The organism is Terrisporobacter othiniensis (assembly GCF_000808015.1).
GTDB lineage: Bacteria > Bacillota > Clostridia > Peptostreptococcales > Peptostreptococcaceae > Terrisporobacter > Terrisporobacter muris.
Map to the genome: position 1 here is coordinate 15,578 of NZ_JWHR01000115.1, position 26,291 is coordinate 41,868.

26 protein-coding genes are annotated in these 26,291 nt (G+C 29.1%); 25 read left to right on the forward strand and 1 reads right to left on the reverse strand.

Features of this window, described 5'->3' with window-relative positions:
* Positions 1–63 precede the first annotated feature (63 nt).
* The 3 genes from QX51_RS14325 to holA all read left to right on the forward strand — a co-directional run bounded on the left by QX51_RS14325 (position 64) and on the right by holA (position 3,666).
* Entirely contained in the window at positions 64–1,266 is a 1,203-nt protein-coding gene (locus QX51_RS14325) for an aminotransferase-like domain-containing protein (protein ID WP_039680580.1), read from the forward strand.
* Positions 1,267–1,388: 122 nt separating this feature from the next.
* Entirely contained in the window at positions 1,389–2,654 is a 1,266-nt protein-coding gene (locus QX51_RS14330; protein WP_039680581.1) for a ComEC/Rec2 family competence protein, read from the forward strand.
* Entirely contained in the window at positions 2,623–3,666 is a 1,044-nt protein-coding gene (holA, locus tag QX51_RS14335; protein ID WP_039680582.1) for a DNA polymerase III subunit delta, read from the forward strand. Before QX51_RS14330 ends, holA begins: the two co-directional genes overlap by 32 nt.
* Positions 3,667–3,866: 200 nt before the next feature.
* Here holA and rpsT read toward each other — a convergent pair whose 3' ends face one another.
* Positions 3,867–4,133 (reverse strand): 30S ribosomal protein S20, encoded by a 267-nt coding sequence (gene rpsT, locus QX51_RS14340; protein WP_018591488.1) that lies wholly within the window; start codon positions 4,131–4,133, stop codon positions 3,867–3,869.
* A gap of 273 nt (positions 4,134–4,406) precedes the next feature.
* Between rpsT and gpr the strand changes: the two genes are divergently transcribed.
* The 22 genes from gpr to QX51_RS14450 all read left to right on the forward strand — a co-directional run bounded on the left by gpr (position 4,407) and on the right by QX51_RS14450 (position 26,281).
* The gene (gpr, locus tag QX51_RS14345; protein ID WP_039680583.1) at positions 4,407–5,360 is read left to right on the forward strand and encodes a GPR endopeptidase; all 954 of its coding nucleotides are present in this window, start codon (positions 4,407–4,409) and stop codon (positions 5,358–5,360) included.
* 15 nt (positions 5,361–5,375) lie between these two features.
* On the forward strand, positions 5,376–6,347 hold the full coding sequence (gene spoIIP, locus QX51_RS14350; protein WP_039680584.1) for a stage II sporulation protein P: 972 nt from the start codon (positions 5,376–5,378) through the stop codon (positions 6,345–6,347).
* Positions 6,348–6,361: 14 nt separating this feature from the next.
* Entirely contained in the window at positions 6,362–6,556 is a 195-nt protein-coding gene (locus QX51_RS14355; protein ID WP_039680585.1) for a hypothetical protein, read from the forward strand.
* Between the two features lie 181 nt (positions 6,557–6,737).
* Complete coding sequence (lepA, locus tag QX51_RS14360) at positions 6,738–8,540, forward strand: translation elongation factor 4 (RefSeq protein ID WP_039680586.1); 1,803 nt, start codon at positions 6,738–6,740, stop codon at positions 8,538–8,540.
* Positions 8,541–9,042: 502 nt separating this feature from the next.
* Positions 9,043–10,242, forward strand: a complete 1,200-nt coding sequence (gene pgsB / locus QX51_RS14365; RefSeq protein ID WP_277613689.1) for a poly-gamma-glutamate synthase PgsB — start codon at positions 9,043–9,045, stop codon at positions 10,240–10,242.
* Positions 10,243–10,260: 18 nt separating this feature from the next.
* Entirely contained in the window at positions 10,261–10,710 is a 450-nt protein-coding gene (gene pgsC / locus QX51_RS14370) for a poly-gamma-glutamate biosynthesis protein PgsC (RefSeq protein ID WP_039680587.1), read from the forward strand.
* A 208-nt stretch (positions 10,711–10,918) separates the two neighbouring features.
* Positions 10,919–12,526 carry a gamma-glutamyltransferase family protein gene (locus QX51_RS14375; protein WP_052233074.1) on the forward strand — a complete coding sequence of 536 codons (1,608 nt, stop codon included), beginning with the start codon at positions 10,919–10,921 and terminating at the stop codon, positions 12,524–12,526.
* A 278-nt stretch (positions 12,527–12,804) separates the two neighbouring features.
* Positions 12,805–13,617, forward strand: coding sequence for a coproporphyrinogen-III oxidase family protein (locus QX51_RS14380; protein ID WP_330376091.1), 813 nt, complete (start codon positions 12,805–12,807; stop codon positions 13,615–13,617).
* A gap of 115 nt (positions 13,618–13,732) precedes the next feature.
* Entirely contained in the window at positions 13,733–14,764 is a 1,032-nt protein-coding gene (gene hrcA, locus QX51_RS14385; RefSeq protein ID WP_039680588.1) for a heat-inducible transcriptional repressor HrcA, read from the forward strand.
* 17 nt (positions 14,765–14,781) lie between these two features.
* Complete coding sequence (gene grpE, locus QX51_RS14390; RefSeq protein ID WP_052233075.1) at positions 14,782–15,381, forward strand: nucleotide exchange factor GrpE; 600 nt, start codon at positions 14,782–14,784, stop codon at positions 15,379–15,381.
* Positions 15,382–15,438: 57 nt separating this feature from the next.
* A complete protein-coding gene (gene dnaK, locus QX51_RS14395) occupies positions 15,439–17,268 on the forward strand; it encodes a molecular chaperone DnaK (protein ID WP_039680589.1) in 1,830 nt (609 codons plus the stop codon).
* Positions 17,269–17,407: 139 nt separating this feature from the next.
* Entirely contained in the window at positions 17,408–18,568 is a 1,161-nt protein-coding gene (dnaJ, locus tag QX51_RS14400; protein WP_039680590.1) for a molecular chaperone DnaJ, read from the forward strand.
* 158 nt (positions 18,569–18,726) lie between these two features.
* Positions 18,727–19,668, forward strand: coding sequence for a 50S ribosomal protein L11 methyltransferase (gene prmA, locus QX51_RS14405; RefSeq protein ID WP_039680591.1), 942 nt, complete (start codon positions 18,727–18,729; stop codon positions 19,666–19,668).
* An 8-nt stretch (positions 19,669–19,676) separates the two neighbouring features.
* Positions 19,677–20,429 (forward strand): 16S rRNA (uracil(1498)-N(3))-methyltransferase, encoded by a 753-nt coding sequence (locus QX51_RS14410; protein ID WP_039680592.1) that lies wholly within the window; start codon positions 19,677–19,679, stop codon positions 20,427–20,429.
* Positions 20,429–21,739: a tRNA (N(6)-L-threonylcarbamoyladenosine(37)-C(2))-methylthiotransferase MtaB gene (gene mtaB / locus QX51_RS14415; protein WP_039680593.1), complete on the forward strand. Its 1,311-nt coding sequence runs from the start codon at positions 20,429–20,431 to the stop codon at positions 21,737–21,739. The genes QX51_RS14410 and mtaB overlap by 1 nt, the downstream gene beginning before the upstream one ends.
* 45 nt (positions 21,740–21,784) lie before the next feature.
* The gene (locus QX51_RS14420; RefSeq protein WP_039680594.1) at positions 21,785–22,135 is read left to right on the forward strand and encodes a histidine triad nucleotide-binding protein; all 351 of its coding nucleotides are present in this window, start codon (positions 21,785–21,787) and stop codon (positions 22,133–22,135) included.
* Positions 22,136–22,295: 160 nt separating this feature from the next.
* Positions 22,296–22,475 (forward strand): 30S ribosomal protein S21, encoded by a 180-nt coding sequence (rpsU, locus tag QX51_RS14425; RefSeq protein ID WP_039680595.1) that lies wholly within the window; start codon positions 22,296–22,298, stop codon positions 22,473–22,475.
* Positions 22,476–22,501: 26 nt separating this feature from the next.
* Complete coding sequence (locus QX51_RS14430) at positions 22,502–22,945, forward strand: GatB/YqeY domain-containing protein (RefSeq protein WP_039680596.1); 444 nt, start codon at positions 22,502–22,504, stop codon at positions 22,943–22,945.
* A 133-nt stretch (positions 22,946–23,078) separates the two neighbouring features.
* Positions 23,079–23,576, forward strand: coding sequence for a TspO/MBR family protein (locus QX51_RS14435; protein WP_039680597.1), 498 nt, complete (start codon positions 23,079–23,081; stop codon positions 23,574–23,576).
* 118 nt (positions 23,577–23,694) lie between these two features.
* A complete protein-coding gene (locus tag QX51_RS14440; protein WP_039680598.1) occupies positions 23,695–23,928 on the forward strand; it encodes a YabP/YqfC family sporulation protein in 234 nt (77 codons plus the stop codon).
* Between the two features lie 12 nt (positions 23,929–23,940).
* Complete coding sequence (locus tag QX51_RS14445; RefSeq protein ID WP_039680599.1) at positions 23,941–25,233, forward strand: sporulation protein YqfD; 1,293 nt, start codon at positions 23,941–23,943, stop codon at positions 25,231–25,233.
* A gap of 34 nt (positions 25,234–25,267) precedes the next feature.
* Positions 25,268–26,281, forward strand: a complete 1,014-nt coding sequence (locus QX51_RS14450; RefSeq protein WP_039680600.1) for a PhoH family protein — start codon at positions 25,268–25,270, stop codon at positions 26,279–26,281.
* Positions 26,282–26,291: the final 10 nt, after the last annotated feature.

Sequence of the window (26,291 nt, forward strand, 5' to 3'; positions counted from 1 at the left end):
AAAATAGCAAAAAGGACTATTATTATAAATATTTAGAAAATTTTGGAAAAGGAGGGGCAATGTATGGCAGTTAAATATGCTAGAAGAATGGACTTATTTAAAAAATCGGAATTAGGGGAAATATTAAAACTTATTGAAAAGCCAGATATAATATCTTTTGCAGGAGGATTACCGGCGTCAGAGTTATTTCCTGTGGAGGAGATGAAGAAAGTAGCAGTTAAAGTTTTAGATGAAAATGGAGAAGAAGCTCTACAATATTCAGGATCTCAAGGATATCTACCTCTTAGAATTCATATAGCTAATAGAATGAATGCTAAAAGTAAAACTAATGTAAAAGCAGAGAATATACTTATAACTAGTGGATCACAGCAAGCTTTAGATTATGCTGGGAATATATTTTTAGATGAGGGAGATATAGTATTATGTGAAAGTCCATCATATTTGGGTGCTTTAAATGCTTTTAAAAATTATCAACCTAAAGTTATGGAAGTCTCTATGGATAAAGAAGGAATGATAATAGAAGAACTAGAAAAAATATTGAAAGAAAATGATAGAATAAAATTTATATATGTGATACCTGATTTTCAGAATCCAACAGGAATAACTTGGTCACTTGAAAGACGTAAAAAATTTATGGAAGTTATAAATAAATATGAAATGCCTGTTATAGAAGATAATCCTTATGGAGAACTAAGATATGAAGGTGAGTTTTTACCATCATTGAAATCATTTGATACAAAGGGGCTTGTAATATATTTAGGTACTTTTTCTAAAATATTTTGCCCAGGATATCGATTAGGATGGACTTGTGCATCACCAGAAATATTAAGAAAATTTATAACTTGTAAAGAAAACTCTGACTTACAAACATCTACTATAGGACAAAGAGAACTTAGTAAATACATAGATGATTATGACTTAGATGAACATGTGGAAAAAATAAAAGCTACATATAAAAAGCGTAGAGATTTAATGTTAAATTGTATGAAAGAAGAATTTCCGGAAGGAGTTAGTTTTACTCATCCTGATGGAGGATTATTTACATGGGTCAGATTACCTGAAACGTTAAATGCTCAAGAACTTATGGGAAAATGTGTAAAAAACAATGTGGCTTATGTTCCAGGTGGATTTTTCTTCCCAAGTGGAAATAAAGAAAATTACTTTAGGTTAAATTACTCTAGTTGTAAAGAGGATAAAATAGTCGAAGGAATAAAAAGATTAGGCAAAGTTTTAAATGAATCAGTGAGTGAAACTGCTGAGGTTTAATATAAAAGGCATACCTTCTTAAGTGAAGATATGTTTTTAATTGCAAGGAAATTATATAATATGTTTGAAAAAAAATAAGATGATGATAATAAAAATAAATAAAAAAGAATTATGGAGGTAAGATGAGAAGGCCGATATTAATATTATTTATATTTTTATTATTCATATCTTTTATTTATACAAATAATAAACCACTAGATAAAATTGAAGATAAAGAAAAAATAACTATTGAAGGCGTGGTAAGAGATAAAGTTGAAAAAGATAAATATGATCAATATAAAATTGAAAAATACCTAGTAAATGATTACAGTAGAAAACTAGACATAAAAATAGGTAAAATAGTTAAAATAAATGGAAGAATAAAAAGTTTAGACAAAATGAACTTTGATGATTTTAATTATGGTAGATATGTAAAAAGTATGGGATATAAAGGTGTTATAACTTCAAAATATTATAAAATAAAAGGAGATAGTAAATTCTATACTTTTATAGGAGATATAAAAACTTATTTAAGAGATACATTTAGATATTTATATAAAGATAAATCTGATTTTGTTAATTCATTAATTTTAGGGCAAAAGGAGTATTTGAGTAAGGATGAAAAGGAGATGTTTTCGAAAACGGGAACGAGTCATATTATAGCTATATCTGGACTTCATACAGGAATATTATGCACAATGATTGCCATAATTATAAATGGAATTAATAAATTTTACAAACTTATAATTTTGACTATTATAATGATCTTATACAGTGTAATAGTAGGGTTTTCACCATCCATAAGTAGATCTATAGTTTTTATTGTAATTATGTATTTGGCTATTTTTTTGGAGGAAAAGAGAGATGGAATATGTAGCCTATCTTTGATAGGTGCATTTTTGGTTGTAAATAATCCTTATATAATTTATAATACATCTTTTCAATTATCCTTTTTAGCCACATTATCTATTATATATTTTTATAAAATAATAAATAAGTATTTAAAAATAAGTGTTGTATCCATAAGTTTAAGTGCAAATATATTAACTTTGCCTATTGTATACTATGTGTTTAAAGGTATACCAGTACTATTTCTTCTAGGTAATGTAATTATTGTTCCTGTAATTGGTATAATAATGAATTTAAGTATAACTAGTGTGATTTTATTTAGATTTAGTATTTTAATATCAAAAATTTTAGCATATTTGAGCAAAAGTATTATTATTATGGTATATTATTTATTGGACAAACTCGCAGAGAACAAATTAGCATATATTGAAATGAAGAATCCTAAATTATTTTATGTAACTTTTTATTACATTTTAATTTTTTCGTATATGATATATAGAGAGTTAAAAATTATGAAGGAGCAAGAAAATGGATTACAAGGATATTATAAGGAATATTAAAAATAAAAACTTTGAAAATATATATCTTTTATATGGTAGGGAATATTACTTAATTGATAATGCTATAAAAAACTTTAAAGAAAGCCTAAATGAATCTATGATTGATTTCAACTTAGATGTAATAGATGGTAAAGAAATTTTTTTAGATCAATTGTTAAGTTCTATAGAAACTCTACCTTTTATGGATGATAAAAAAATTACCATAGTGAAGGATTTTGAATTGCTAAAAGGGAAAAGAAAGAATTTTTCTGAAGGTGATGAAAAATACTTTATTGATTACTTAGATAATATATCAGAAAGTACCGTTTTAGTTTTTGTCGTGTACGGTGAAGTGGACAAAAGAAAGAAGATAGTTAAAAAAATACAAGAAAAAGGTATTGTATTTAACTGTGATAAAATCTCTGATATGGACTTGTTTAAATGGACAAAAAGGAAGTTTGAAGCTTTTGGTGCCATAATAGAAAATGCACAAGTTATGTATTTTATAGAATCTCAAGGATACAGAGATAAAAATAGTGACAAGACCCTTTCGGATTTAGAAAATGAAATAATTAAAATTAGCTCTTTTGTAGGTAAAGAAAATAAAGTAAGTAATGAGATTATAGATAGGTTATCTCAAAAGAAAATAGAAAATGATATTTTTAAACTTATAGATTATATAGGAGAGAAGAATTCATCATCTGCCATAAAAATATTAAATGATATGATTGGCGAAGGTGAGTCAGTTCTTGGGATATTCGCTATGATAAGTAGACAATTTAAAATTGTTTTACAAGTTAGGCAGCTACAAATACAAGGTATATCTGTAAATGATATTTGTGAAAAATTAAGTTTAAGACAATTTGTAGTTAATAAAGCCTTAAAGCAAAGTCGTAATTTCTCGGATGATATAATAATAGACATGTTAAATTTTATCCTAGAAAATGATTTTAAAATTAAAAATGGATTAATAAAGGATACTTTGGCCATAGAAATTTTAGTGGGTAAGTATTGTCAGAGAAATATTAGTTAAAAGTCTTGGTTAAAATTCTAAGGCTTTTTTTATTGCGAGGATCTTATCAAGTTAGTTGGAGGCATTGAGATATTTCATTCATATAGTGCCAAAAATAAAGTAGACTTTTGAAGAATTGGGGAAGAGGTAATATTAAAATGAATATAATAAAAAACCCTTGATAAAATCAAGGGTTTAAATTTATAAAAATTAAACTGTTATTATGCGTTCATTGCGTTTAATTTTTGAGCTAATTTAGCAACTTTTCTAGCTGCAGCGTTTTTGTGTATAGTTCCTTTAGATGCTACTTGGTATATTCTCTTTTGAGCATATTGGAATCTAGCTGTAGCTTCTTCAACGTTACCTGCAGTAACAGCTTCATCGAATCTTCTTATAGCAGTTTTTAATTGAGATTTTCTAGCTTTGTTTAAAGCAGTTTTCTTATCGATAACTTTTATTCTCTTTTTAGCTGATTTTATGTTTGCCACGAAAAACACCTCCTCGTAAATATAATTATTCTCATCGTCAACATATTAGATTTTAACAGAAATAAATATAAAAATCAAGAGTTAATATTTATTAGTTAAATATAATTTGTTAACTGTTTTTTTAGTGCATGACTTACTTTATCACATATAAAAATATTTCACAATAATAGATTTATTTATTCATAAAAGTAATAAAAAATGATAAATAATGTTTAAAATGTTAGTACATGTCAATAATCAATAATATCATTTTATTGAATACTGGAGGAAACTATGATAAAAATTAGAACTGACCTAGCTCTAGAAGCAAGGGAGATAATAGAAGAAAGCAGTAATAGTAGTGAAATACCAGGAGTTAAAACAATAAATAAACAACTTGATGACTGCGTAGTTACAAAAGTCGAAGTATTAAATGAGCAAGGTTCTCAAATAATGAATAAAGGAATTGGAACATACGTAACATTAGAAAGTAAATTGATGAAATATGATGACGATGAATCAAGAGAACAAATAATAAGTTATTTAGCTAATGAACTTAAAGATATTTTTGGTTCAGAGGAACACAAGAAAACTTTAGTAATTGGACTTGGAAACTGGAATATAACATCAGACGCACTAGGCCCAAAATCAGTATCAAAAACTCTTGTAACTCGTCATATATTTAAAAACTATAATAAGGATTACGATGATGATTTTACAGAAGTTGCAGCTTTAAGTCCAGGTGTTATGGGCATTACTGGAATAGAAACTAGCGAAACTGTAAAGGCAATAGTAGATACTATTAAGCCAGACAGAGTAGTTGCCATAGATGCACTTGCTTCAAGAAAGATGGATAGGGTAAATTCTACCATACAAATATCAACAGCTGGGATAGCCCCAGGTGGAGGAGTAGGCAATAAAAGAAAGGCTCTAAATAAAGAATATTTGGGAGTGGATGTTATAGCTATAGGTGTACCGACAGTAGTTGATGCAGCGACTTTAACAAATGATGTATTAGATATGGCTATAAAAAATTTGATGGAGCAATCTAATCAAGGTGAAGTATTTTATAAAATGCTTCAAAAATTACAGGAAGAAGAAAAATATCAACTAATTAGAGATTCTCTAGATCCTTATGATAAAAATTTAATTGTTACTCCTAAGGATATAGATGAAACTATAGAAAATCTATCAATAATAATTAGTGAAGGATTAAATAGATCTCTTCATCCAGGGAGAACTTCGTAACAAGGAGGAATTTTAATGAAAAAAAATAAAATAAAAGCTATAAAAATAGGATTTTTAATAGTTTGTATTTTACCTACTATTTCTCAAGCATTAGATAAAGAAGATATATTAAAATATTTGGTGAAGTCATCTTATCCTGAAGTAAAGGTTATAGACAAAGAAGATAACGATAAAAAAGATGATGAAGAAAACTTAGAATCTACAGATAATATAAAAAGCAATATAAGTAATAAAGATGATGAAGAATATGTTAATATTTATGTTGGTGAAGAAAACAAGCCAGAAACAAATAAAGAAAAAGAATCAAAGGCAACTAGTAATATTATTGACTCAAGTTATACAAATAACTTAAGGATAACAAAGAACAAACCTCAAATACTTATTTATCACACTCATAGTAGTGAAACATATTCAGATTCACCAAAGAATAACTATCACTCTACAGATATAGAAAACTCAGTTATGGCTGTAGGTAGTGCTTTATCTACAGAGCTAACAGAGAAGGGGTGGGGGGTAGTTCATAGTACCAAATATAATGATTTATCATATAATGAAGCTTATGCAACAAGTGCTAAAACAGTCAAATCTATACTATCTAAATATGATTCTGTTAAAATAGCTATAGATTTGCATAGAGATGGTCAAAGTTTAAAGAGTGAGCAAGCAAAAAAAACAGTGCATGATAAATATACTACTGAAATAAATGGAGAAACCGTTGCTAAATTTTTCTTGGTAGTTGGGCAGAGAAATCAAAATGTTGGAGAACTAAAAAGACAGGCAGAAGAAATCACTGCATTGGCTGAAAAGAAATACCCAGGGCTAGTTTGTCCAGTAGTAACAAAACAATATGGTAGATTTAATCAATATATGTCAGAAAATGGTTTATTAATAGAAATAGGAAATAATGCAACAAGTACAAAAGAAGCTTTGGCTACATCTAAATATGTAGCAGAAATACTAGATGAATATTATTCTAATATTAAATAATTAGGGTGTAAATTATGAGTCGTTTAGAAAGAATACAAAAAGAAAAGAGTTCTAAAAAGAAATATAAAACGGTTTGCAGAGTTATATTTTTATTTCTAATGTTAATAATTACTAGTAGTAGTATACTGTTAATAGATTACAGAGCTAATGAAGTCTTAGATGATGATAGTAAAAGTAATCTTACAAAATATATAATGGATATATTTTAAGCTAGAGCATTTAATTGTTACATAATATAAGAATACAAATTACAAAAATAAATCAAAATAATAGAAAAAATAAGACTTAAGAAATAAGTCTTATTTTTTTGTAATATAGTACTTATTTACAGAAGTGCAGATATATTATAAAATAAAGTTTATGATAATAACTTATTAAGGAGGAATAAAGGTGGACAAACAAAGTAGAACTAGGAATTTTAGTATAATTGCTCATATAGATCATGGTAAGTCTACCTTAGCTGATAGATTAATACAGTACACAGGTTTAGTAAGTGATAGAGAAATGAAAAGTCAGTTATTAGATAACATGGACTTGGAAAGAGAAAGAGGAATCACTATTAAACTACAAAATGTTAGATTAATATATAAAGCTAAGGATGGAAATGAATATTATTTAAATCTTATAGATACTCCAGGTCACGTGGATTTTAACTATGAGGTATCGAGAAGTTTAGCAGCATGTGAGGGGGCGTTACTTGTAGTAGATGCCGCTCAAGGTGTAGAGGCTCAAACATTAGCTAATGTGTATTTAGCTTTAGAACAAGATTTAGAAATATTACCAGTAATAAATAAAATAGATCTTCCAAGTGCGAGACCAGATGAGGTAAAAGAAGAAATTGAAGATTTAGTAGGACTTGATGCAAGTGAAGCACCATTAATATCAGCAAAAAGTGGTTTAAACATACAAGATGTATTAGAAGATATAGTAGCTAATGTACCTGCTCCAATAGGAGATGCAAATAAACCGTTGAAAGCTTTAATATTTGACTCGTATTATGATGCTTATAAAGGTGTTGTAGCTTATGTTAGGGTTTTTGAAGGTGAAGTTAAAAAAGGTATGACAATCGAAATGATGAATACTAAGAAGAAATTCGAAGTAACAGAAGTTGGTGTTATGGCCCCAGGAGCTACTGAACTTGATAGTTTATCGGCTGGAGATGTTGGATATATAGCAGCAAGTATAAAGGACATAAGAAGTTGTCATGTAGGAGACACTATTACAGATGCTAATAATAGAACAGAAGAACCTATGGCAGGATATAAGAAAGCAACTCCTATGGTTTACTGTGGTATTTATCCAGGTGAAGGTGAAAAATACGAAAATGTAAGAGACTGTTTAGAAAAACTACAAGTTAATGATGCTGCCCTTGAGTTTGAGCCAGAAACTTCTGCAGCTCTAGGATTTGGTTTTAGATGTGGGTTCTTAGGATTATTACATCTTGAAATTATACAAGAAAGATTAGAAAGAGAGTTTAATCTAAACTTAGTAACAACTGCTCCTTCTGTTATATATAGAGTTACTAAAACTGATGGTGAAGTAGTTATGGTTCAAAATCCTGCTAACTTACCAGAAGTTTCAGAAATAAGAATGATAGAAGAACCAATTGTAAAAGCAGATATTATAGCCCCAAAAGACTTTGTTGGTATAGTTATGGAACTTTGCCAAGAAAGACGTGGAACAATGTTACACATGGAGTATATTGATGAAAAAAGAGTTATGCTACATTATGATTTGCCATTAAATGAAGTTGTATATGATTTCTTTGATGCCTTAAAGTCAAGAACAAGAGGTTATGGTTCTCTTGATTATGAAATGAAAGGGTATGTACCTTCTCAACTTGTAAAGTTAGATATATTAATAAATAAAGAACAAGTAGATGCACTTAGTTTTATTGTTCATGAGAGTAAAGCGTACTCTAGAGGTAAGGCAATGTGTGAAAAACTTAAAAATGAAATACCAAGACATCAGTTTGCTGTTCCTATACAAGCAGCTGTTGGAAATAAAATAGTTGCAAGAGAAACAATAAGTGCTCTTAGAAAAGACGTACTAGCTAAATGCTACGGAGGAGATATATCTCGTAAGAAGAAACTTCTTGAAAAACAAAAAGAAGGTAAGAAACGTATGAGACAGATTGGTAGCGTGGAAGTTCCACAAAAGGCATTTATGTCAGTTCTTAAATTAGATGAATAAATTGTATAAATAAATAGTTAGTTAAAGAAGTTATCTCAAATAGTTTTTACAGTTATAAGAGATAGCTTCTTTTTTATTTGCTTATTATGTAAAATAAATTCTTAGATTTTGATATTTACTTTTGTATAACTATTTTTTATTTTAAGATAATCTTTTTATTTATGTTAGATATTCCCTAACAATTAATACAAACTACATTAAATATGATATTATATAGTTTATTGAAAAATATCCGAAAATATTATACACTATAGAGAAGAAATTTGTAACATTGAGTAGATACCAATTTTAATAAAAAATATATTATTTAGAAATTGAAATAAATACTTTTAGAAATTAGGAGTTTTTGATATAATTGACTAGTTGTTAGACAAGATATGATAATAATCTAGATTTTATACTAATGTATGAAATAAAATATTTTTAGTATTAACCTTGGTACATGAAAACAATCATACAATGATTATTAATTAGGGAGGGATGAGCTATTATTATTATAGTATTGTGTATAATCACTCTGCTTATACTTGGTATAAGAGAGCAACTTGCTCAAAAGAAAAATGTTAAAAAGATACCAATAAGAGTGAATATAAATGGAATAAGAGGAAAATCAACTGTTACAAGATTAATAACTGGAATATTAACTGAAGCAGGATATAAAACAGTAGGAAAAACAACTGGAACAGAAGCAAGAATGATTTATTGGTTCCAAGATGAAGAAGAACCTATAATAAGAAAACCTCAAGGTGCTAATATAGGTGAACAATTAGATGTATTACAAAAGTCGGCTGATCTAGGGGCAGAAGCTTTAGTATGTGAGTGTATGGCAGTAAATCCAGACTATCAAAAGGTATATCAATTTAGAATGTTAGAAGCAAATATTGTTTTAATAGTTAATGTCCTTGAAGATCATATGGATGTACTGGGACCAACATTAAATGAAGTTGCACAAGCATTCGCTGCAACAATACCATATGATGGACACTTAATTACTATACCAAGCCCTTATTTAGATTACTTTAAAGAAGTCGCTGAAGAAAGAAATACTAAGGTAATAGTAGCTGATAACTCAAAAATAAGCAGTGAATTTTTAGCTAAATTTGACTATATGGTATTCCCAGATAATGCATCTTTAGCATTGGCTGTAGGTGAAGCTTTAGGTTTAGACAAAGAAGTATGTATGAGAGGAATGCTTAATGCTCATCCGGATCCAGGTGCAATGAGAGTTACTAAAATAGGTGAAGAATCTCTAAATTGTCATTTTGTAAATGGATTTGCGGCAAATGATCCTCAATCAACTTTAAATATTTGGGCCAAAATATGTGAAATGGATTACAAATCAGATGATCCAATAGTTATAATGAACTGTAGACAAGATAGGGTTGATAGAACTGAAATATTCGTAAGAGATGTGTTCCCAAATATTCAAGCTCATACCCTAGTTGGTATAGGTGAAGTAACAGAGCCTATGACTACGGCATTTAAAAAAGGTATGTTACCAAACGTGAAAAATTATATTGATTTAGAAAATGCAACACCAGATGAAATATTAGAGACTATAAGACCGTTAATGAAAAATAGAGTAATCTATGGTGTAGGAAATATACATGGTACGGGTGAACCATTTATAGAAAGACTTTTAAGTATGAGTCAAGATAAAACAATAAATGATTATAGTAGAAAGCAAAAAGCTATAATCTAGAAAATTTAGGAGGCTATAATGGTATCGACAGATTTATACGTTGCAATAATCTTAGGTCTAACTCTAAGTTTATTATTTCAAGAAAAATTCGGAATTAACCCAGGAGGTATGGTAGTTCCTGGTTACTTAGCGCTTACAATGGACAATCCTAAAAGTTTAATAGTAATATTTTTATTAAGTGTCTTAACTTATATTATAGTTGAATTTGGATTGAATAAATTCCTTATACTATATGGAAGAAGAAGATTTTTAGCAATGCTATTGGTATGCATGCTATTAAAAATAGCGATAGATACATTAAATATATCAATGGGTATGTCATTAGGTGCTCTTGATGGAGTTGGAATAGTTATACCTGGTTTAATAGCGAACTGTTTCTATAAGCAAGGTATAAAGCTTACAGCAGTAAGTACTATAGGTGTTTCTTTAGTGGTTTTTGTTATCTTAAATGTAGCTCAATTAGTTTAAGGAGATGAAAATATGACTAAGAATTTGACTTTAAAAGAAAAAATCCAAATATATATAAAAAATAGAAAAGAGATAACACTTTTTAATTTATTGACATTATCGTTAATTTTATGTTTTACTTATATGTTTTTAGATGTTATATTCTAAAATAGATAATTTAATCTTTACCGCTAGTTTTGAAATTTAATATCAAAAAGGAGAGAATAAATTGAAAAAAACAAGATGGAAGCAAATTACATCTGTGCTATTAGCACTCGCATTAGGTTTAAGTTTAGTTTTCTATGATAATATTCAAACTATGCTTACTATGGGTGTGAATAAGGTATTAAAAAGAGATGGCTTAGAAGGATATGGAGTAAGTTCATCTAATCCTTTAGCTGTTAAAGTGGGCATTGATGTTTTAGAAAATGGTGGAAATGCTGCAGATGCAGCAGTAGCAATATCATATGTATTAGGCGTTGTTGAACCTTATGGTTCTGGAATTGGAGGTGGAGGAGCTATGCTTGTTTACTCTCCGAAAGATGATGATTTTAAATTCTTTAATTATAGAGAGACAGCCCCTATAAGTTCTACAACTCAAATTAGTGGTATTGGTGTACCTGGTTTTGTAAAAGGTATGGAAGATGTAAATAACACTTATGGGACGAAAGAAATGAAAGAGCTTATACAACCTGCTGTTGACTATGCACAAAATGGATTTAAAATGGATACGAGCTTGTATAATAGACTTGATATTTTTAAAGGTTACTCAGATATGAATAGTTTGACTACATTCTATAATGAAGATGGTGAACCAAAAAGTGAGGGAACGACCATAGTTCAACCGGAATTAGCAAGCACTTTAAAAACTATTCAAGAAGGTGGAGCGGAGGCTTTTTATAATGGAGTAATTGCTCAACAGTTAACAGTTGGGACTCTAATGAAACCAGAAGATTTATCTACGTATAAAACAGAAATTTTAAAACCATTAACAGGTGAATTTAATGGATATGAAGTTGTAACAGCTCCAGCACCTTTCAGTGGGACAACATTATTACAAATACTGAAAATGGCTGAATATGCTGATGTTCAAAAATTTGCTACTAATGAAATAGATTATTTAGAAAAAATGTCTCAAATAGTAAACATTGCTTATACTAATAGAATGGCACATATTGCAGATCCTAACTTTGAAAATGTTGATTCTCAAAAATATGTAACTGATAATTATGTAAAAAAGCTATATGAGAGAAAATATGTTGAGGATATAACAGAAGATGAAAGTGAAGATACGACAGCTTTTGTTGTAACTGACAAAGATGGAATGGTAGTTTCTTGTACAAATACGTTAGGTGATTTCTTTGGTTCTCAAATTACAGTAGGTGGATTTTTCTTAAATGATTCAGTAGGTCATTTTAATGAAAATGCTCACTCTATAAATGCTTATAAACCAGGAAAGAGATCAAGAACATTTATAGCGCCAACTATAATACGAAAAGGTGACGATTTTATAATGGGTATTGCTTCTCCAGGAGGAAATGTTATACCTCAAGCTATTTCGGAAGTATTATTAAATTACTTTAAGTTTGGTCAAAATATATCTGAGTCTATAGATGAACCTAGAACAGTATTTAGAAATAATGAAGAAATATTAACGGAAAGACAACTTTCTGATAATATTATTAATGAAATGGTCTCTAAAGGATATTCAGTGAGTTATTATGACTCTAATATTTTCTATGGTTCTATCCAAACCATAATAAAAGATAAAACAAAAGGAATAACTGGTGGAGCTGACTATAGAAGACGTGGAGAATACCAAGTTAAATATAAATAAACATATATTAAACCTCATTTATGAAAATAAATGAGGTTTTATTAAATTTAAGTGAATTTTAAATTTAATAAGTAAGGGTAATAATATAAAAAGACACAAATAAAGTAAAAGAGGTGAAGAAATGTTAGGATTATATATACATATTCCTTTTTGTGTGAAAAAATGTAAATATTGTGATTTTAACTCATTTAAACTTAATATTGATGAAAAAAGGAAATATTTAAATTCTTTAAAAAGAGAAATGGAATTATATAAAGAAAATCTTTAAATTAAAAATTATGAAGGAATGTGGAGTGAATAGACTGAGTATAGGTCTACAGGCGGTTCAAAATAATCATTTAGAGTACATAGGAAGAGTTCATACTTATGAAGAATTTGAAAAAAACTATTATCAAGCTAAAGAAGTTGGTTTTGAAAATATAAATATTGATCTTATGTATGCTCTTCCAAATCAAAGTAAAGAAGATTGGATGGAATCCTTAGAAAAGGTTGTAAAGCTAAATCCTACTCATATTTCTGCATATTCCTTAATATTAGAAGAAAATACGGAATTATTTAATATGTATGAAAGGCATGAATTTAAACTGTTAGATGAAGATACGGACATTGAAATGTATGAATACACAATAAATTATTTAAAATCTAATGGATATAATCAATATGAAATATCAAACTATGCCAAAAAAGGATTTGAATGCAAGCATAATATTTTATACTGGAAATGTGCAAACTATGTTGGACTTGGAGTTTCAGCGTCAGGTTTTTTAAATGAAACAAGATATAATAACTTGTGTGAGTTAGATAAATATGAAGATATAATACATAGTGGTAAAAAACCTATAGAGTGGGAAGAAAAACTAAGTATCAAAGATGAAATAGAGGAAAGTATATTCTTAGGATTAAGAATGAATGAAGGTATAAAATTTAAATATTTTTATGAAAAGTACAATTTTAATTTTGAAGAAGAATATAAAAATGAGATCGACAAATTGAAAAAAATGAAGTTGATTGAAACTAAGGATGAAGGTATGAAGTTGACTCAAAAAGGAAGAGAGATATCTAATAGTGTTTTTGTGGAATTTATGAAATAAGAAAACAAATTACTTAAAAACTATTGACAATAAAAATTTAACGTGGTATATAATATATATAATCTTTTTAGCACTCGAACTTAATGAGTGCTAACAGCGAAGGAGGTATTTTTGAATGGAATTAAATGAAAGAAAAATGAATATCCTCAAAGCAATAGTTAAAGATTATATAGAAACAGCTGAAGCTGTAGGGTCTAGAACAATATCAAAAAAATATAACCTTGGCGTTAGCGCAGCAACTATTAGAAATGAAATGGCTGACTTAGAAGAGTTGGGATATTTAGTTCAGCCTTATACATCTGCAGGAAGAGTTCCTACGGAAAAGGGCTACAAACTATATGTGAATTCTCTTATGAATACTATTGAACTTAGTGACAATGATAAAGAGATAATTGAAAGATGTGTAGAAAGTAATATGAATCATATTCAAAATTTAATACATGAAACATCAAAAATGTTATCTCAACTAACTAATTATACTACAGTTGCAATGACAAAACATGTATCTACTTTAAATGAAATTAAGCATATTCAATTAGTTGGGATGCATGAAAGCGAAATTTTATTAATAGTAGTTACAGAAAAGGGAGATATAAAAAAATCAAGCTTAAGTGCTAAAATTGATTTAGATCAAGCTAAGTTGAATTTAATTTCTGATAATTTAACTAGAAAGCTTTCAGGCAAGACTATAACAGAGATAGATGATAGATTAATAGCATATATAAAATATGAAATTGGAGAATATTCATCAATAATAGACCAATTACTTAATATGTTAAATACAAACCCTACTGAGGAAGAGCTTTCAATGACGTTAAATGGAGCTACTAATATTTTTAATTATCCTGAATTTAATGATGTGCTAAAAGCAAGGTCATTTTTAGATATGCTAGGAACGAAAGAAACTATAGCTAAGATAGTTAAATCAAAGGGTATATTAAAAGATAATGCTACAATTATTATTGGTAGTGATAATGATTGTGAGCAAGCTCAAGAATGCAGTGTTGTAACAGCCACATACAAGGTAGATACAGATTTAATTGGTCGTATAAGCTTTATAGGACCTACGAGAATGGATTATTCTAGAATATATTCAATAATAAATTATATGAATATATTATTAAATAATAAATCAAATAAATTTTAAGCTGAGGGGTGTAAATCTTGGAAAAAAACATGAATCAGGATGAAAACATACAAGAAAATTGCACTTCTAATGATGGAGAAGCAGTACAAACATCTGAAGAAAATGCAGAAGTAGAAACTGCATGTGAAGATAATGTAACAGATATAAACTCTAAATTAGAAGAAAAAAAAATAAATGACAAAATGGAAGAACTTGAAAGACAAGTAGAAGAAAAAGAAGACAAATATAAAAGACTTCAAGCTGAATATTCTAATTATATTAGAAGAACTCAAGAAGAAAAGCAAACTATAGGTATATTTGCCAATGAAAAAATAATTACAGAATTAATACCTGTTATTGACAGCATGGAAAGAGCTATGGATGCTTTTGCAGATAAAGAAGATGACATGTATAAAGGCATTGAACTTGTACATAAACAGTTAATAGACTGTTTACAAAAATTTGAGGTTGAAGAAATCAAGGCATTAAATGAAGATTTTGACCCAAATTTACATTTAGCTGTAATGCAAGAAAGTGTAGATGGAGTAGAACCAAACAAAGTCGTAATGGTACTACAAAAAGGTTATAAGCTAAATACAAAAGTAATAAGACCTACAATGGTTAAAGTTTCTTGTTAATTAAGATAACAAATTATTAAAATTTAAATAGATGAATAATTAAGGAGGAAATAAATTATGTCAAAAGTAATAGGAATAGATTTAGGAACAACAAACTCATGTGTTGCTGTTTTAGAAAATGGAGAACCACAAATAATAGCAAATAACGAAGGTATGAGAACTACTCCATCTGTAGTTGCTTTCACAAAAGATGGAGAAAGAATAGTAGGGGAGCCTGCAAAAAGACAAGCAGTAACAAATGCTGATAATACAGTAATATCTATAAAAACTCATATGGGTACAGATTATAAAGTTAATATAGAAGGAAAAGAATATACACCACAAGAAATATCAGCTATAACACTTCAAAAACTAAAGGCCGATGCTGAAAGTTACTTAGGTCAACCAGTTAAAGAAGCTGTTATAACAGTTCCAGCTTACTTTACAGATGCTCAAAGACAAGCAACTAAAGATGCTGGTAGAATAGCAGGATTAGAAGTTAAGAGAATAATAAACGAGCCAACTGCAGCAGCTCTTGCATACGGTATGGACAAATTAGATCAAGATAAGAAAATATTAGTATTTGACTTAGGTGGAGGTACTTTCGACGTATCTATACTTGAAATAGGTGATGGTACTTTCGAAGTTTTAGCTACTGCTGGTAACAACAGATTAGGTGGAGATGACTTCGATAAAGTTATAATAGATTATTTAGCTGAAGAATTCAAAAAAGCTGAAGGTGTTGATTTAAGACAAGATAATATGGCTCTTCAAAGATTAAAAGAAGCTGCTGAAAAAGCTAAAAAAGAATTATCTTCAACAATGACAACAAACATAAACTTACCATTCATAACAGCTACTGCAAGTGGACCAAAGCATATGAATATAGATTTATCTAGAGCTAAGTTTGATGAATTAACTCATCATTTAGTAGAAAAAACTATGGAACCAACTAAGAGAGCTTTATCTGATGCGGGTCTTTCTGTATCAGAAATAGATGACGTATTATTAGTAGGAGGATCTACAAGAATACCAGCTGTTCAAGATGCTGTTAAGAAATTCATAGGAAAAGAACCTCACAAAGGTATAAATCCAGATGAATGTGTTGCTGCTGGTGCTGCTATACAAGCTGGTGTATTAACTGGTGAAGTTAATGACTTATTATTATTAGACGTAACTCCATTATCTCTAGGAATAGAAACTATGGGTAACGTAATGACTAAAATAATAGAAAGAAATACTACTATACCAACTAAGAAATCACAAGTATTCTCAACTGCTGCAGATAACCAAACTGCTGTTGATATACATGTTCTTCAAGGTGAAAGAAGTATGTCTTACGACAATACTACTTTAGGTAGATTCCAATTATCTGAAATACCACCAGCACCAAGAGGAATACCTCAAATAGAAGTTACTTTTGATATAGATGCTAACGGTATAGTTCATGTTACTGCTAAAGATTTAGGAACTGGAAAAGAACAAAAAGTTACTATAACTTCAGGAACTAACTTAAGTGAAGACGAGATAGAAAGAAAAGTTAAAGAAGCAGAAATGAATGCTGAAGCTGATAAAGCTAAAAAAGACAAAATAGAAGCTGTTAACCAAGCTGATTCAACTATATATCAAACAGAAAAAACTTTAAATGAGTTAGGTGATAAAGTAAATGCTGATGATAAATCTGCAATAGAAGCTGCTCTTGCTTCATTAAAAGAAGTTAAAGACAAAGAAGCTGCTACTGCTGAAGAAATAAAGGCTGCTATAGATGAAGTAATGAATAAATTCCACAAAGTATCTGAGCAAATGTATCAACAAGCTCAAGCTGAACAAGCTGCTCAAGGTGGAGAACAAGCTACAGAAAATCAATCAAATGATGATGTAGTAGATGCGGATTTTAAAGAAGTATAAAATTTGAATTTGTTGCAAAAATATACTGATTGTGTATAATAAATTAAAGGATATTAATCTGTTTTGAAACAATTAATAATAGCTTGTAGTTTGATATTCTACAAGCTATTGTTTTGTAATATAAAGGTGGTGACAATACTTGAGTACTAAAAGAGACTACTATGATGTCTTAGGTGTGGGTAAAAGTGCGGATGCAACGGAGATAAAAAAAGCTTATAGAAAACTAGCTATGAAATATCACCCAGACAAAAACCCAGGAGATAAAGAAGCTGAAGAAAGATTTAAAGAAATTAATGAAGCCTATGAAGTATTATCAGATGAAACTAAAAGAAGAAACTATGATCAATTTGGACACGAAGGTGTAAATGGTCAAGGATTTGGTGGAGCTGGAGGTTTTGGTGGCCAAGGCTTTGGTGGATTTGATGATATATTTGGAGATATATTTGGAGATATGTTTGGAGGCGGTTTTGGCGGTGGACGTCAAAGAAGAAGAGGTCCAGAACGTGGTGCTGACATAAAACAAAGGGTAAATATATCTTTTGAAGAAGCTGCCTTTGGTAAAAAGGTTCAAGTTAAAATCAATAGAAGTGAAGAATGTGAAGAATGTAATGGAAGTGGTGCAAAACCAGGAACTTCTAAAAAAACTTGTCCAACATGTAATGGTAGTGGTCAAGTGCAATCAGTACAAAGAACTCCTTTTGGAAACATAGCAAGTACAAGAACATGTTCTACATGTAACGGTGAGGGTGAAGTTATAGACTCACCATGTACAAAATGTCATGGAAAAGGAAGTATAAGAAAAACTAAGACTATTGAAGTTGATATACCAGCAGGTATAGATGAAGGTCAAATGATTAAATTAGGTGGTCAAGGTGAACTTGGAAGTAGAGGTGGACCAAGAGGAGATTTATATATTGAGGTTAATGTAAATGCTCATCCACTATTTACAAGAGAAGGTTACGATGTTTATTTAGAAATGCCTATAACATTTGCTCAAGCTACTTTAGGAGATAAAATACAAGTTCCTACTTTAGATGGAAAAGTAGAATATGAAATTCCAGAGGGAACTCAAACAGGAACAGTATTTAGATTAAAAGGTAAAGGTATACCAAAACTAAGATCCAATGTTAGAGGAGATCAATATGTTAAAGTAACTGTTGAAATACCTAAAAAATTAAATGATAAACAAAAAGAATTAGTTAGACAATTTGCTAAAGAGTGTGGTCAAGAAGTCCACCAAAGGCAAAAAACTTTAAGTGATAAAATAGATAACTTTTTTAAAAATCTAAAAAAAAAATAAAGCAAATAATAAAATCCTTCCAATGTACATAATATTGGTAGGATTTTTTATTTAATTATAACTATTATATGTATAAAACAATATTATAAAAGAGAATAATTATGATATAATAAAGTTCATGAAAAGAATAGTATTAAATATTGAAAGAAGGTTTACATATGAATTGGACAGAAGTAACAGTTAAAACGGCGACAGAAGCTGTAGAAGCTATAAGTAATATATTATTAGAAGAAAGATGTGGAGGGGTAATGATAGAAGACCCTAAAGATTTCTTATTCCAAAAGAAAAATGAGTTAGATTGGGATTACGTTGAGGAAGAAGTATTCAATAAAAGTAATCAAGAAGGGGTATTAATAAAAACATATATACCTGAAGAGAGAAATGTATTAGAGCTTGTAGAAACTATAAAAGCTAAAATATCTTTATTACCATCATGTGGACTAGATATAGGAGAAGGAACGGTATCTCTAAGTAATGTTAATGAATCAGACTGGGCTAATGAGTGGAAAAAATACTACAAACCAACAAAAATTGGAAAACAAATAGTAGTAAAACCTACTTGGGAAAATTATGAAGCTCAAGAAGGTGATTTAATAATAGAATTAGATCCAGGGATGGCATTTGGTACGGGAACCCATGAAACTACATCAATGTGTATAAGAGAATTGGAGAAATATGTAGATTCTACAAAAAGAGTATTTGATATTGGGTGCGGAAGTGGAATACTAGCTATTGCAGCAGCAAAACTTGGAGCAAAAGAAGTTGTTGCAGGAGATTTAGATGAAGTTGCTGTTAAAGTTTCAAAAGAAAACTGTGAACTAAATGGCGTATCAGATAAAGTTACTGTAAAACATGGTAGTTTATTTGAAGTCGTAGAAGGAAAAGCTGATGTAATCGTGGCTAATATAATAGCTGATATTATAAAAATATTAGCTAACGATGTAAGTAAATTCTTAAGTGAAGATGGTGTATTTATATCATCAGGAATAATTCATGCTAAAATAGATGAAGTTGTAGAATCATTAGAGAAAAATGGATTTGAAATAGCTGAGATAGTAAAACTTGGTGAATGGTCAGCTATAGTATCAAAACTTAAGTAGGTGAAATTATGGATAGATTTTTCACGCCTAAAAGCAATATTAATTTAGAACAAAATACTTGTATTATAGAAGGTGAAGATGTTAAACATATTTCAAGAGTTCTTAGATGTAAGGAAAATGACAAACTTGAAGTATGCGACATGGACAATAATGAGTATATTTGTAAAATAAAGGAAATAAACAAAGACAATATATTATTAGACATAATTGAAACAGTAAATATAAAACGTGAATCTAGCCTAAAGGTTAAGTTATATCAAGGTATGCCTAAAGGAACTAAAATGGAGTTAATACTTCAAAAATTAACAGAAATAGGTGTAGATGAAATAGTTTTAGTACAAACTAAAAGAAGCGTAACTAAAATAGACAACAAAAAAGAAGATAAGAAAATGGAAAGATGGGAAAGAATCATTTACGAAGCTGCAAAGCAAAGTAAAAGAGGGAAAATACCAAAACTTACAGGTGTTTTAACTTTTAAAGAAGCATTAGAAGATATGAAAAATAATGATTTGAACCTTTGTCCTTACGAAAATGAAAGGACAATCTCTATAAAGGAAGGCTTAAAAGATTCTAGTGCAAATAAAATTGGAATTTTTGTTGGACCAGAAGGTGGATTTGAAGAAGACGAAATTGAAAAAATTCAAAATATAGATGGAAAAGTTGTTTCTCTAGGTCCTAGAATACTTAGAACAGAAACTGCATCTGTAGTTGCTTCATCCATAGTTTTATATGAGCTAAGTGACTTAGGAGGAAATATATAATGAAAAAAGTAGCTTTTTATACTTTAGGCTGTAAAGTGAACCAATACGAAACAGAAGCAATGCTTGAGATGTTCAAAGAAGATGGATATGAACAAGTTGATAGTGAAGATTATGCAGATGTTTATGTTATAAACACTTGTACAGTAACACATATGAGTGATAGAAAATCACGTCAATATATAAGAAGAATGAAAAAGAAAAATCCAAATGCTATAATAGCAGTTGTTGGGTGTTATTCTCAAGTATCTCCAGAAGAAATACTTGAAATAGAAGAAGTTAATCTGGTAATGGGAACTAATGAGAGAAGAACTATAGTTGATGAAATTAAAAAATTAGAAGTTGTAGAAGGTGATAAAAAAGCTTCTACAGTTGATGATATAATGAAAGTTAGAGCTTTCGAGGAAATTGAAATAAGCCAGTCTAATGGGAGAACTAGAGCATTTATGAAAATACAAGATGGATGTGATAGATTCTGTACTTACTGCATAATACCTTACGCAAGAGGTGGAAAAGTAAGAAGTAGGGATATGGAAAGTATAGTAAATGAAGCTAAAACTCTAGCTGAAAATGGATACGAAGAAGTAGTATTAACAGGTATACATGTTGCTTCTTATGGAAAAGATTTAAAAGAAGAAAATACAAATCTTCTAGATGTAATTAAGAGAGTAAATGAAATCGATGGAATAAAGAGAATAAGAACAAGTTCTGTTGAACCTATATTATTCACAGATGAATTTGTAAATGAAGTATCAAACATGGAAAAAGTAATGCCTCATTACCATCTATCATTACAAAGTGGATGTGATGAAACATTAAAAAGAATGAATAGAAGATATACAACAGAAGAATATAAAACAATAGTAAATAAATTAAGAGAAGAAATTCCAAATGTAGCGATTACTACAGATGTAATAGTTGGATTCCCAGGTGAAACTGAAGAAGAATTTGAAAAGACTTATAATTTCCTAAAAGATATTGAATTATCACAAATGCATATATTCAAATATTCACCAAGAAAAGGAACTAAAGCAGCAGATATGGAAAATCAAGTTTCTCCACAAGATAAGCATGAAAGAAGTGAAAAACTTTTGAAATTAAATAAAGAAAACTTTGAGAAAATGGCAACAAGAATGGTTGGTAAAGAGTTTGAAGTATTATTTGAACAAGAAGTAGGAGAAAATAAATATGAAGGATTAACTCCTAATTATTTAAAAACTATTGTTACTTCTAATGAAGATATTTGTGGAAAAATACTAAAAGTTAAAATTATAGAAGTAAAAGATGAATATGTAGAAGGAATTTTAGTATAAGATGTAGAATTTTAGGTTTATAATCAATAGTTAGGAGGTGGAAAAATGGATTGTTTATTTTGTAAAATAATAGATGGAGACATACCATGTGATAAAGTATATGAAGATGATAAAGTTTTAGCTTTTAATGACATAAACCCTGTGGCACCACACCATATACTAATTGTTCCTAAAAAACATTACGATAGTATATTAGATATTTCAGATAAAGAAATAGAAATTGTTGCACACATTCACTCAGTTATAAATAAAATAGCTATAGATAAAGGTTTTAGTGATGCTGGATTTAGAATAATTAATAACTGTGGAAGCGACGGAGGTCAAGAAGTTAAGCACCTTCATTATCATGTACTAGCGGGTAAAAAGTTACCTAATTATGAAGCAAATGAAAAATAGTTTTTTTTATAAAGAATTTAAAATTATAGATAATTAAATACTTGATAAAAATTTAATTTTAGTTTATAATAAACAAAGTGTGAGGTTGTAATGCAGTGATGCAGATATAATCAAATTACAGTCCCAGCATAATTCGCGAAATCGGAGGGAGGGAAAAAGAATGTCAGAAGTAAGAGTAAGAGAAAATGAAACATTAGACAGCGCTTTAAGAAGATTTAAACGTCAATGTGCAATGTCTGGCATAATGTCAGAAGTGAGAAAAAGAGAGCACTATGACAAGCCAAGTGTTAAACGTAAGAAAAAAGCTGAAGCAGCTAGAAGAAAAAACGCTAAAAGATAGTAAATAGAAATAAAGAGGTGAGGGGAATGTCCCTTAAACAAAAGTTACAAGAAGATCTAAAATCTTCTATGAAAAATAAAGATACTGTTAAGAAATCTGTTATAACTTTAATAAGAGCTTCTATTAAACAATATGAAGTTGATAATAGAGTTGAATTAGGAGATGACGAGATAGTAGATCTTATTGCAAAGCAATTAAAACAAACTAGAGATTCTCGTGAGGAGTTTGCAAAAGCTGGAAGAGAAGATTTAGTAAGTAAGGCAGAAGCAGAAATAGAAGTTTTAAAAGAGTACCTACCTCAACAATTAAGCGAAGAAGAATTAAATAAAATTGTAATTTCTACTATATCTGAAGTAGGAGCTACTTCTATGAAAGATATGAAAAAAATTATGACATCAATTATGCCTAAAGTGAAAGGCAGAGCTGATGGAAAACTAATAAATGAGTTAGTAAAGAAAAATTTACAATAGATAAAAGCCTAGGGAGTGATCTCTAGGTTTTTTTATGTTGTAATTAATAAATAAATACTCATAATCACTTCTTATTATTCATATTTATTTAATAGAAATACATAAGAATAATAATTGAAAGTGAGGTAAGAAGTTGATTATATCAGTAAAGGAAGTTAAAAAATATACATGCTGTGTGCTGATTCCAGTACTTGTTGGATATTTAAGCAGTATTTTAGCCCAAGCTATAAGTGGGGTAGATACCATAATATATTATCATGAACTTATCAAACCGGGCTTTGCACCTCCAGGCATAGTATTTTCTATTGTTTGGACTATACTATACATATTAATGGGTACATCATCTTACATAATGTTATCACAAAAGAAAAATGAATCGAAAATAAAGGATACCATGTTTTATTATTGGGCTCAGTTAGGACTAAATTTTTTATGGTCTATTTTGTTTTTCGGATTTCAACTTAGATTAACAGCTTTAGTAGACTTAATACTACTTTTTGTTTTTGTAGTAATAATGGTTTATAAATTTTATAATATTAAACCGATTGCAGCTTATTTAAACATACCATATATTCTATGGTTAATTTATGCTATAGTCCTTAATTACTTTATATGGTTTATAAATAAGTAGATAAATGCAAGGAAAAATACTGAGAGTATTCTCAGTTTTTTTTGTATAAAGATATAAAAAACATGAAATTTTAAAGGGATACATTAATAGAATATACAAGAGGGAGGGGATTTTCATAATGGATATATCACCAGATTTAAAAGTAACACAACCGACGGTTACTTTAGTAGGTAATACATTTGTAAAGATAGAAAACTATTTATCAATTATAACTTATGACACTAGTTTAATTAAAATAAAGACTAAAGTTAAAACAATAAAAATAACTGGGGATAAGCTTTTATTAAAGTATATAGAAACAGAAGAAATTGGAATAAAAGGACTTATATACTCCCTAGAGTATGTTGATTAGGAGGAGATAGTAGTGATAAGTTTCGTAAGAGGATATTACACAATTGTTGTAGAAGGGTTAGATACAGAAAGCTTTTTAAATTACCTTATAAGAAATAAAATATATGTTTACAATGTAAATAGGATAGAAAAAGTGAAAATTCAATTTAATATTGACAGAGATAACTATAGAAAATTAAAAAAAATTCATAGAAGTAATAAATTTAATATTAAGGTTAAAAAACAGACAGGCATTCCTTTTATTGCGAAAAGAATATATACTTATAGAGGAATGGTTATTTGTGCAATAATTTCTTTAATCATATTGATGTCCACATCGCAGTTTGTCACAGATGTGTATATTACAGCTCCAGAGGGGATAGACAAAACGGCTCTAAAAAAGGAGCTTTACATACAAGGAGTTAAACCAGGAATATATAAAAAAAGCATAGATAGAAAAACCGTAAGAGACAATATAATGAGCAAATTTAAACAAATTGCCTACGTATCAATAAATGTTAAAGGAACTAACATATTCGTAAATATTACTAAAAAAGATGAAAGTCAAAATTCAGAAGAAAACTCTAATTATTGTAATATTATAGCCACAAAAGATGGTATAATAGAAAAAGTAGTTCCTAGAAGCGGTGAGGCCGTTGTAGAAGAAGGTGACATAGTTAAAAAGGGAGATGTATTAGTCAACGGAGCTAATACTACAGCTTTACCAGAAGTTTGGGCAACAACTTTTTATGAGGCAAAAAAATCTTCAAATTACATAGATATTAAAAATCAAAGAACTGATAATAAGAAAAAAGTTTATACCATAAGTTTCTATGATAAAAAATATAAAATATTGAGAAACATAAAATATAAGGATTATGAAATTGAAAATAAAACACATGAACTTAAATTAGGAGATTACACATTTCCTATAAAAATAACAGTAAGTACTTTTTATGAAGTAAGAAAAGTTGAAAATAAAATAGATGTTAAAAAAGTAAAAGAAGAACTATCTAGAGCTGTATTAAAAGAGTTGGATTACACAATACCAGTATCAGCAAGAATTGTAGATTCAAAGGACAAATATAATGTAAATAAAAGTATGGTAGAATATATAGTGACAGTGACTACAAGTGAAGATATAGCTCAACTGGATATATTAAGTAAAAGCGAGGCAGAAGCTATAATTAAGTCTAATTTAGAAAAGAAAAAGCAAGAAGAGGGAGAACAAAAGAGTTCAAATCCTCAAAATAGACCTATTAATGATATAAGAAATGAATTTAAAGAAGAAGATATAAAAACTAACACTAATGATAAAGAAAATTAATAAAATGTATATCACTTAAGGAGGAATATTTCAATTGATCATACAAAAAAAATTTATGGTATCAGAAGAAAAGTTTGAAAGAGAGTTATTTGGAAACTTTGATGAAAATATAAAATTAATAGAAAACACTCTAAATATGGATGTGATACTTAGAGAAGGTAATATTGTATTAATGGGCGAAGAAAAAAATGTAGACTTGGCACTTAGGCTAATGAATGAGTTGCATGACTCAGTAGTTAAAGGTAAGTCATTGGATAAACAAAGTATAACTTATTCATTATCCCTATTATTAGAAGGCAGTGAAAGAAAGATTAAAGAGTTAGAAGATGTAATAATTTTAACTAAAAAAGGAAATCCTGTACAACCTAAAACTTTAGGGCAAAAGGAGTATGTTGATTTAATTAGAAATAATGATATAACTTTTGGAATTGGACCAGCAGGAACAGGAAAAACCTATTTAGCTGTAGCTATGGCAGTGAGAGCTTTTAAAAATGATGAAGTAAGTAGGATAATTCTTACTAGACCAGCAGTTGAAGCAGGAGAAAGTTTAGGTTTTTTACCTGGAGACATGAAGGATAAAGTAGATCCATACTTAAGACCATTATACGATGCTTTATTTGACATGCTTGGAGCTGATAGGTTTAATAAATACTTAGAACGAGGAACTATAGAAGTTGCTCCGCTAGCTTTTATGAGAGGGAGAACTTTAGATAATGCCTTTATCATATTAGACGAAGCTCAAAACACTACACCAGAACAGATGAAGATGTTCTTAACAAGACTTGGATTTGGATCAAAGGCTGTAGTAACTGGAGATATAACTCAAACAGATCTTCCAAGTAATAAGAAGAGTGGTTTAGTTCAAGCGACAAAAATACTTGCTAATGTAAGTGGTATAGGCAGTATTCAACTAAGCGAAAAAGACGTTGTAAGACATGAGTTAGTTCAAAGGATAATAAGAGCTTATGAAAAATTTGAGAACAAAGAAGAATTTAATCTAAATAAAAAACAAGAAATGAAAAGAAAAGATAGCGGTACAAAAAAATAAGACAATAGAA